Genomic DNA, 10811 nt, shown 5'->3' with positions numbered 1-10811 from the left:
GCGACTCATGAGTGCTCGGTTATATGCGGGCCAATTGGTTGTGCGGTAGATTTTGTGTGTAGGCTTCTTCATTTGAAAATTATATCGCTGAAAAACCCTTTACAGATAGGTTTGTGCAACAAAGCCGTTTCAAAACGAATGACTGGTTTTCCAGTTTGGCAACTGGTTTTAATGTTGCAAGATATTCCCTCAAGATCCTGATCTTTCCTGGATATCCCAACCCTAAAATTTCCTGATAGAGCACAGCGGCAGGAATCCATTCAGGATGTGCTGCATTTACACGTTGGAGTAAATAGGGTTTATATGGATTAAGAATACTTGTTCTAGGTTGTGTACGCCGATACTGAGGTGTTTCCTTCTGCCGTAAATATTTACGCACGGTATTTCGAGACACCCTCAGTTCACGACTAATGGCTTTAATAGATTTACCCTGTTGATGAAGAATTTGTATTGTCACTGCTTGCTCCAAAGTTAACATGTTGAGCAGTCCAAAATGACCGCTATATTAACCAAGGGGGTCAGTTTTTAAATGCCGTTAGGGGGTCATTTTTACACTGTCGCTAACAGCAGCAATCTGATGATCATTTAATTCGATACCATCCTGTGCCACTTTAGCTGCGAGTGCTTTCAAACGCTTCTTAAAGTTCTCTAAATCATAGCGTAACCAAATAGAGCGAACACCGCTACCTGAAACAAATACACCCTTCTTGCGTAATTCGTTACTAGTACGATGCTGCCCATAAGCTGGATACTGAGTTGCGAAATCAATGACTGCTAGTTCTGTAGCATCATCTACACGATTTTTTAGATTAGGTACTCGACGGGATTTATTGATCAATGCATCCATGTCACCAGACTGTACTAGCTCCTGATAGCGATGAAAAGTATCTCTAGAGACACCCATCACTTTACACGCTCTAGATACATTCTGAAGCACTTCAGCTAAATTGAGCAGACCTACTTTGTGTTTAATGATTTGATTGTTAGTATGCAACATAAGAAAGTTACCTTTGTTTGATTAAGATTTCGACACCTTTATCAAAATGGGTAACTTTCTCTTTTTCAAGAGTTATGTCCGATCAAGTCTGAACTAATACATCTGATGAATAAAAAAATTTGCTAGAGGTGCACTATGAAAAATATTGCTTATCATTCTTTTATATGCAGTCTATACTTTTTACTACATGGATGTTCAAATTCACAACCACAACAGCCTTTGCAGCATCAATCAAATAAAACCATTGCAAAATCAACAACGATACCCACTCAAAAAAATCCTCAACAGACTTTAGCCTCTTTTGACAAAATCTCTTGTGATGACATTCAAAATCCACAGTTTCAGCAAGCAGTTTTAAATGCCATTAATGAAATTCGAAATCACTCCCAACAATGTGGAAAAATTGCCTACCCGGCAACTCATTCATTAAAATGGAATAATCAATTACAGATGAGCTCAACTGCGCATGCACAGGATATTTCACAACGTCAGATTTTAAGTCATGTCGGGCGTGGAGGTGAAAATCTTAGATTCCGTATTAAAAAAACAGGGTATAAAGGCGGTGGGGGTGAAAATCTAGCAACAGGTCAAACCAACCTTAAACAAGTTCTTGAAAATTGGCTGGCATTAAGCCCAGGACATTGCGATAACTTAATGAAACCGCAATTTAAAGATTATGCGATCGCATGTAGCCGAAATCCTACAACCCATCGAACATACTGGGTGCAACACTTTGGTAGCGGGAAAAACTAAAACCGAGTACAAGATCTTTATTTGATCGGGTAAAAACTGAAATTAACACTTATAAAATCTGCTTTATAAATTAAAAATCCCTCTTTTTAAAAGAAGGATTTTTAATAGATTGATGACGTTTATTCGACTTAACGCTCGGTTAAGGCATTGTTTTTCGCTTTTAAAATTGGTTTAAGTAAATAAGAAAGAATTGTTTTCTTACCTGTCATAATATCCAATTGAACCGTCATCCCTGGAATCACAGACAATCCTTTACCGAAAGTTGGTTTGTCTGTCACTGCACGGACGATATAAAACATATTGCCTTTTTCATCGGTAAATGTGTCTGGGCTAATATGTTTTACTTTCGCATTCATTCCGCCATAGATTGAAAAATCATAGGCCGTAAATTTAATCACCGCAGGCAAATCTGGTCGTACAAAAGCAATATCTTTCGGAGACACTTTTGCTTCAACAATCAATTGTCCATCTAAAGGTACGATTTCCGCGACTTGATCACTCGGTTTCACCACCCCACCGATGGTATTAAAGAAAATTTTCTGCACGATACCATTGGTCGGTGAACGAATATCTGTGGTTTTTACTCGATCTGCCACGCCTGAAATACTTTCCTTTAAACTCACTAGCTGAGCTTGCGCTTCTGCCAGTTCATTGCGCCATTGATTTTTTAAACTCACCGCAGCCTCAGAAGTGCGTGATTGCGCTTCCCCAATAGATGCCTGCGTAGCTCTTAAATTCGCTGCCGCCTGTTTGCGTTCGCCATCGGCATTCGATACGTCACGTTCAAGGCGCAAAATATCCATTTCTGACACTGCACCCGTCTTTAACAACGGTCTTGTGGTATTTAACTCCCGCACCGCAATTTGATATGCTCTTTCGGCTTGGCCGAGCGCAGCTTGCGCCCGTTGTGACTCCTGTTGACGGGTCGAAACCGTGCCTTGATTGGTCATGGTTCTTTGACTCAGTTCACGCAGACTTTCTGCATAATATTGGCTTTCTTGCGCCATAATGATTGCAGCTGCATCAGGTGAAACCCCCGCAGGGACACTGCCTGAGGTATAGCCCGAGCCATTTAATTGTGCACTTAAACGTCTAACTTTGGTTTGCAAGGCAAAAATCTTGGCATTAACTTCATTCAAATTTGAGGTGAACCGTGTCGGGTCAATACGAATCAATAGATCGCCTTTTTTGACGTGCTCACCTTCCTGCACATACACCTTTTCAACCACGCCACCATCAACCGATTGAATCACTTGCATCTGTTGAGATGGAATCACTTTTCCTTCACCACGAGTAATTTCATCGACTTTGGCAAAACCTGCCCAAAGCAACAGGCAGACAAAAGTCACCACAATAATATAAAGGGTCATTCGTGTCTTGAGTGGTTTTTGTGATTGTGTGACTTCCTTAACCTGTCGCTGCCAATCATTTGCATCGGCAGGTTGATATTGTTTAAATAAACGCAAACGACCGAAAATAGGATTCATCACCTTTTCAGAGTTTTCGATACTTTTACCTACACCTTGAAATAATTTCTCGCGATTGGTTTTATTTTGTTCTTCGCTCACGACGTTACTCCTACAGTTTTTTCTTGTTGAGGAAACATCGCTTTCAAGACAGTTTCTTTCTCGCCATTTGCAATGACTTTGCCATCTTCAAGAATGATAATTCGATCGACCAAAGCCAATAACGCAGGTTTATGCGTGACCAAGATCAAGGTGTGTTGGGCTGTCATGTATTGTTTTAAATGATGAATCACATGATTTTCCAATGGCGTATCCATGGCACTGGTCGGCTCATCGAAAATCAAAATTTTCGCATTTTGAGCAATTGCACGTGCAACTGCGATTGCTTGACGTTGCCCACCCGACAGTTTGTGCCCTCGCTCACCGACTTGCAAAGACAAACCATCTTCATGTGCTTTTAGAATCTGCCCTAAACCCGAAATGACTAAACTTTGTTCCAAAACCGTTCGGCTGACATGTGGATTGCCCAACACAATATTCGACAACACCGTACCATTCAATAAGTCGATGTCTTGTGGAATATAACCAATTTGGTTGCGTAATTCCGCAGGATCAATCTGTGCAATATTGGTTTGATCAATAAATACCGTACCCTCTGTAGGTCGATAAAGTGACAATAATATTTTTTCAATCGAGCTTTTACCAGAACCGACTTTACCCAATATCGCCACTTTTTCACCTGCGCGAATCGATAATGTAATATCTTCCAAAGCTGAACGTGACTCATTCGGATAGCGCAAACTGACATTTTTAAATTCAATATTACCAATAAGATTGGTATGACTGACCCAACCTTTTAGATTTTCTCGCTCTTGTTCCGCTTCAACTGTTTTGTTCAATAAATTTAATGCACTTGACGCTTGATAATATTGAGTAAGTAAGCCTGCAACCTGTGCAATTGGGGCCAACGCACGAGTCGAAATCATATAACAGGCAATGAGTGCGCCTTGCGTGAGCTTGCCTTCAACAATCAAGTAAACCCCGATGATGATAATGACCACGCCAACGGTTTGTTGAACCCATGACGCAAAGTTTCCAACCGTTCCACCCAAAAAACGTAACTTTGCAGAATAATGCACGGTAAAACGGGTGGCTTTTTCCCACAAAGCTTGCATACGACCGTTAGCATTAAAACTCTTAATGGTTTCTTCATTGTTTAAAGTTTCAATTAACAAGGCTTGACGTTGTTGTGAAGCTTCTGCCATCGCATCAGATAATTTTTTCAAATTGACATGCACTGACAACGCGTGCAATAAAATGATAAATGCTGCAATGAGCAGCGGAATCACAAACACCCATGAAATGATACAAATGACCGCAAGGAACAATACAAAAAACGGCAGATCGACTAAGGAAACAACAGTCAATGAACTGGTAAATGAACGAATCGATTCATAGGATTGAATATTTGATGCCGTCATACCAACCGACATATTATTCTGCTCCATGCGACGACCAAGCACTTTTTCCATGATATAAGCAGATAGTTTATTGTCTGCACGCGTCGCAGCTAAATCGACAAAATAACTGCGTCCTAACTTTAAAACAAAATCGGCGGTAATAATAATCATGATGCCGAGTGCCAAAACCCATAACGTATCTAAGGCATGGTTCGGTACCACTCGGTCATAAACGTTCATGACAAAAAATGGAGAACATAAGGCGAAAATATTGATGAATAATGCACCGAGCAAAATATCTTTATAAATTGAACGGTGTTCACGAATTACACGCCAAAACCAGTGTTGCTGATTTTTTTCCATTTTCAGTTTGTTATCGACAATAAACTGACGTTGCTGTAAATAAATCACTGAACCGACATACTGCGCTTGCAATTCCGCAATTGGAATTTGTTTAACGGTATCGGCCAATTCTGGAAAATAAACGGTTGCTAGTTGCTGTTCATGATCAATTCGATACAACACACACGCAGTATTATTTTTTAACAATAAAATTGCAGGAAACACAAAGTGATTTAACTGTGCTAAACCTTGCTGCACTATATTACTGCTTAAACTCACACGATCTGCAGCACGTGCTACAAAGTGAGGAATCAGCAAGCCATTCGGCAAAGGTAAACCCGAAAGCAGCCCTTCTTGCGTAATACTTACCTCATAATCTTTAGCGACCCGAATGAGGCATAACGCTAAAGGATCAAATATTTGTGTTGTCACTTATTCACCATAGGTCAAAATGTATTTTGATTCTTTTGAACTTAAACTTGCAGATGAGTTAATGTATTGCTTCCAATTGTTCAATAACAAGAACTTCTCTTATATAAAATGTATATTTACAAGTAAAATAGGGTGCACGTTGCACCCTATTTTTAATTCATCAGATCATTATTCAGCCACTTGTGCTTGCACATTCGCAGAACAAACATTTGCAGCATTAATTTCACGCTGACTCACGTCTGATACAGCAGGTAAATTATCACGTTGAATACCGAGCGCAGGCAATAATTGACCCATGCTATACAGTGTTTGGAATTGTGCAACTTTCAAGTCATATTGCGTAGTTACATAAGCACGGTTGGCTTGGAATGCTTCATTTTCCGAGTCTAAAACATCAAGTAATGTACGACGACCAATATCAAACTGATCGTTATATGCTTTTACAACTGAAGCCGATTCATCACGATGACGTTGTAACCATTGTAACTGGCTGCTGTAGTTATTCACATTGTTATAAGCCACAGTTGATGTTTGGCGAATATCGACACATGCTTTGTTTTTCAAATCATTAGATAATGAAACACGTGCATTGGCAGCATTCATGGCTGCTCTGTCTGCAAAACCATTAAATAGATTGTAGTTGAGTCTTAATTCAACTGCGCTATCTTGCCCGTATTTATCGTTATCGGGATTGCTACGCTCATCAAAACTATTACGGTTTTGATATAAACCTGTACGCGCCACAAACGAAAGTTTCGGGTACATATTGGCTTTAAATTCTTGAGCACTCGCACGCGCATATTGCATTTCACTTAACGCAGCTTTTAAGCTGTTGTTATTGTTATACGCAGAGGTAATCAATTCTTGTGTGTTGTTTGGCAGTGCCACATTCACACTTACTGGCGCAAGATTACTACTTGGCTCCACCCCAACAATTCGTGCAAAACGTGCAGATACATCATTTAAGTTGGCCTGTTCAGTCATCAAGTTGGTTTGAGCAAGTGATAAACGACCTGTGATTTGTGACAAATCTGCTCTATTACCTACACCCTGATTGGTACGTTGTAATACTTGATTATAAACACGTTGATGATTGGCAAAATTTCCTTCTGCCAAACCAACCAGTTCGCGATAACGCTGTACATCTAAATATGCTTGAGTTGCTTCAAGTGCTTTTTGTTCAATACCTGCATTCAAATCGTAATAACGTTTTAGCGCAGCATAATCGCCTTGTTCAACTTTGCTTTTAATACGAAAACCATCGAACAAAACTTGAGTTAATGCAATTTCTGCCTGACCTTGATTGAACCAACCACGATCACCATCGAATTCACGGTTGCCTTTGCCGTAAGCTGCATTCAAATCTAACGACGGTAAATAGCCAGCGCGTGCTTGTTTTTGATTTGCTGTTGCTTCAAGGAAGCTAAACCATTGTGTTTGTATTTCTGGGTTATTTTCAATGGCAGTTTTAGTCACAGATGTTAAGTCTGCTGCTGAAACATTCATCACTGCACTCGCTGCTATGAGCATTGCGATTTTAGTTAATGTTAATTTTTTCACAGGTTTCCCCTCTTTCAAAAGCATGTGGTATATGTTTAATGCGGACATCAGTTTTTTAAGCAAAATAGAGGGTGAAATTATTCCACCCTCTATCTAGGTTATGTTGTTTGGAAATTGGTTTTAGTAATCATGTCATTTAAATCAGTAAATGTTTGACCTTCAACCACAATATTGACGCTTAATGTATCTGCTACATTATGAATATCAATGGTATTTCCACTCACTGTTACAAATTGGCTTAATGTACCTATAGTTCCATTCCAACCTAATGCATCCAACAATGCTTTGGCATCAACTTTGTCTCCTTGAGCAAGGCTAAAGTCTTTGATAATGTCTGTAGATCCATCAGCATCATTGGTACCGTTGGTTACGAGATTACCTGTCGTAGTATTTAGCGATTTACCCCAAACAAAGGTATCTGCGCCTGTACCACCAAACAGAATATCATTTCCTGCTCCGCCGATTAAAATGTCATTACCACCTTGACCATACAAAATGTCATTACCCGCACCACCATCAAGCACGTCATTTCCGCCACGTGTGTCTGCTGTCGCATTAAAACGGCTGATGCCCGTTGTGGTATTCGATTCCGCTTTAATGTAGTTATACAAATCAATAGCTTGTACACCTAAACCTGCGTTCACCAAGGTATAATCAGATGGACTGAGACTTAAATACTCTTTTAATGCTGCCATACCTGAACCTGCGGCATCTGGCTGATTGGCTGCATCCAAATTACGGCCTGTCCAGTCCAACCAATCCGTATTGATGGTATCGCCAAACATGACATCATTTCCATTACCACCAAACAGTTTGTCATTACCAACAGGCGTTAGGGTTGCAAATAGTCCACCAGCCTCTAAAGCATATTGGAATTGATCTGCGGTTAAGACAATATCAGGTTGACCGCCTGTCGTTGTAATAGTGTCCGCTCCCGCACTGGTATTGAGTTGGACATTATCAATTCTCACAACATAGTCACCTGTACCCGTACCAGAATTATCCTCCACCTCAAACTGCAAACGATATGTTCCCGCAAGCAAGATACCTGATTGCATAAAGAGCCCTGTAGAATTAGTTCCCGATGGAGCATGGTCATTCGATGCAGCATTTGAACCCACTTCAACAGTTTCCCAAACGCCACTATTTTGGCGTTGTAATTTCCAAGTGAAGGCATCACCAGCAACCCAATTACTACGACCATATTCAAAAGATACAAAGGTATTACTTCCTGTTACAACAAAACTCGGGCCTTGGTACACCGCAGCTATGCCATTCCCTTGTGTAGTATCTACAAGCACAAGTTTATTTGAAGCTCGCGTAGCAGCGGCGGCATCAGCACTTGCCACCCAAGCACTTGGGGCATTATTACCCGTTGCATTGTCAAAGTTAGCGATAGGGTTGGGTGTAGGTGCTGACGAACCAGTGACATTTACACCCGATACATTCTGCGTTCCTACATCAATCGTAATATTGCCAATACTATCCGTATTATCAAACATTTGAAGCCACGGTTTTTTAACTCCAATACCTAGCCCAATTGCTGCGACAGAACTAATTGAGCCTATGCCAGCATTACCACTAGTTAAATTATAACCATGATCAAACGTACTCTTAGACTGAGTGAGAAGAGTGTTAAACGCTGCTGCATTTTGGTTCTCGTTTCCGATGCTACCACCACTACCATTTATCTCAGTATTACCATTCATATACAAGGTCGGGTTACCGTCGGTAATAAAGAAAGTTAAGTTCTTGTAACCTGCAATCGCCGTACCATCGGCATTTGTTGATGCTCTATCAGTTGCATCGGTACCAGCAGTCGTATCATTTGCTCCCGTAGATAAACCTTTAAACCACCGTTCTGCTTGGTTAAAAGCAGCTTCATAATTAGTACCACCACTAGCAACCAAGCTATTAATTGTCGCCTCTAATGCTGTCCAATCGCCATTGACAACATCTGCAATACTAATCGTTAAGCTAGTTTCTGCTAAACCTGCGAATTTAATCAATGCAATATTGATGTGACCACCATCTACTGTACCTGCTTTGGCGGCAAATGGTAAAACGGTATTTTGAATATACTGTTTTAAGCCATCTTTCAATAAATTCAAGCGTTCTTGGGAAGTGCCAGACCCTTGATCTAGATCAAATGCCATACTGCCCGATACATCGAGAATGAAGGCTATGTTATAGTTTGTGCCAGCTTGGAGAACGGTTTTTACACCACCCGCATCTCCGAGTAATACGTCATCACCATCTCCACCTATTAATGTATTGTCACCATTATTCACTGGAGAACCTGGTGTACCTGGTGCTTGGATGACATTCACGGTAATGCTTGTAAATGCATTATTACTAACGTTATCACCGATATCCGTAACATTCACTTTAACAATTCGATCTACCGTTGCATTTGGTGTATTGGCATCCGCTGCGAATGTAACAGCTTTAATTGCGCTTTCAAAAGCATCTAAAGTCGAACCATTTGGATCGGTTGAAGTTAAAGTAATAATGTTGCCAGTCTTACTTGCCGTAATACCGCTCGGTAATGTACCGAAGTTAAAACTATCGCCAGTTTGAGCATTGGTTAATTCAACAGTCGCACTCTTAATATGTTTAGTGGTTGCATCTGTACCAACTGGAACATTCGCATCTGTCACTGTGGTGTCAATATCTCCGATCGAAACTGGAAGACCTCCACCCACGGTATAGAATGTGCGGTAATCATCGCCAATAACACCAGCACTATTATTCGCATCTAAATCGACATGCGGTGCAACATCATCATCAATAATTGATGTAGAGACACTACCCGTATTGATTGTAGCATTCGAAGGAGAACTCAATGAAATTGTATAATTTTCTGAATTCTCAACTTTAAAGTCATTCAATATTGGAACAGTAATTGTTTTGCTCGTTTCACCTACAGCAAAAGTTAATGTCCCCGATGTACTTGTGTAATCTGTTCCTGAGGTAGCAGTACCATTTGTCGTAGCGTAATTAACAGTTACAGGTAAGCTTGTGTTACCGGTCAAAGTAACGGTATACGTTGCCGTACCCGCAGTTTCATTGATGGTTGCAGGTCCCGAAATGTTAAGAACAGGTGCTGGATCGTTATCGACAATCGTTCCTACGCCTACTGCACTGGTGTTCGCAGTCGTGCCGCTGGTCACTGTCGCAGTCAGATTGAAGGTTTCGTTCACTTCATCGATGTTGTCATCGGTCACTGCTACGCGTACTTGTACTGAGGTTTGTCCTGCAGCGAAAGTGATTCCGCCAACTGGAACTGCAACCCAGCTCGTGCCGTTGTTGTATTCCAATGCCGTGCCGGTATCGGTGCCCACGATCGCTGTGCCATTGCTCAGCGTTGGGTTAAATACGATCGGACCTGAACTTGGATTGCTTAAGCTGACCGTAAATACTTCATACAGATCAGTGCCTTCGGTTGCCGTCACGTTGTTGACTGAAATCGTTGGGGCTGGATCGTTATCCACGATCGTACCTACACCGGTCGCACTTGTATTCGCTGTGGTGCCACTGGTCACGGTCGCAGTCAGGTTGAAGGTTTCGTTCGCTTCATCGATGTTGTCATCGGTCACTGCTACGCGTACTTGTACTGAGGTTTGTCCTGCAGCGAAAGTGATTCCGCCAACTGGAACTGCAACCCAGCTCGTGCCGTTGTTGTATTCCAATGCCGTGCCGGTATCGGTGCCCACGATCGCTGTGCCATTGCTCAGCGTTGGGTTAAATACGATCGGACCTGAACTTGGATTGCTTAAGCTGACCGTAAATACTTCATAC

General features: G+C 41.2%; 5 protein-coding genes and 2 pseudogenes. 1 reads left to right on the top strand and 6 read right to left on the bottom strand.

Annotated features, from left to right (window positions below; all coding sequences use genetic code 11):
• Window positions 1-125: 125 nt before the first annotated feature.
• Both MF4642_RS15690 and MF4642_RS15685 read right to left on the bottom strand, forming a co-directional pair.
• Window positions 126-478: pseudogene (locus tag MF4642_RS15690) on the bottom strand (helix-turn-helix domain-containing protein); the annotation flags it as partial.
• Between the two features lie 84 nt (window positions 479-562).
• Window positions 563-997 (bottom strand): annotated as a pseudogene (locus tag MF4642_RS15685) (helix-turn-helix domain-containing protein); the annotation flags it as partial.
• Between the two features lie 135 nt (window positions 998-1132).
• Between MF4642_RS15685 and MF4642_RS15680 the strand changes: the two are divergent.
• Complete coding sequence (locus MF4642_RS15680; RefSeq protein ID WP_078426797.1) at window positions 1133-1750, top strand: CAP domain-containing protein; 618 nt, start codon at window positions 1133-1135, stop codon at window positions 1748-1750.
• 128 nt (window positions 1751-1878) lie between these two features.
• Here MF4642_RS15680 and MF4642_RS15675 read toward each other — a convergent pair whose 3' ends face one another.
• From MF4642_RS15675 to MF4642_RS15660, 4 genes are all read right to left on the bottom strand, one after another.
• Entirely contained in the window at window positions 1879-3318 is a 1440-nt protein-coding gene (locus MF4642_RS15675) for an HlyD family type I secretion periplasmic adaptor subunit (protein WP_004732699.1), read from the bottom strand.
• Complete coding sequence (locus MF4642_RS15670) at window positions 3315-5450, bottom strand: type I secretion system permease/ATPase (protein ID WP_078426796.1); 2136 nt, start codon at window positions 5448-5450, stop codon at window positions 3315-3317. The genes MF4642_RS15675 and MF4642_RS15670 overlap by 4 nt, the downstream gene beginning before the upstream one ends.
• A 168-nt stretch (window positions 5451-5618) precedes the next feature.
• On the bottom strand, window positions 5619-7010 hold the full coding sequence (locus MF4642_RS15665; RefSeq protein WP_078426798.1) for a TolC family outer membrane protein: 1392 nt from the start codon (window positions 7008-7010) through the stop codon (window positions 5619-5621).
• A gap of 98 nt (window positions 7011-7108) precedes the next feature.
• A partial coding sequence (locus tag MF4642_RS15660; protein ID WP_078426795.1) for a beta strand repeat-containing protein occupies window positions 7109-10811 on the bottom strand: 3703 nt, incomplete at its 5' end.

The sequence above is a fragment of the Acinetobacter sp. MF4642 genome (assembly GCF_002018925.1).
GTDB lineage: Bacteria > Pseudomonadota > Gammaproteobacteria > Pseudomonadales > Moraxellaceae > Acinetobacter > Acinetobacter johnsonii.
This window is presented reverse-complemented; position numbering and strand designations above follow the sequence as displayed.

Coding starts and splice junctions, on each gene's coding strand:
- MF4642_RS15680 (WP_078426797.1), top strand. CDS start 1,133: ATGAAAAATATTGCTTATCATTCTTTTATATGCAGTCTATACTTTTTA.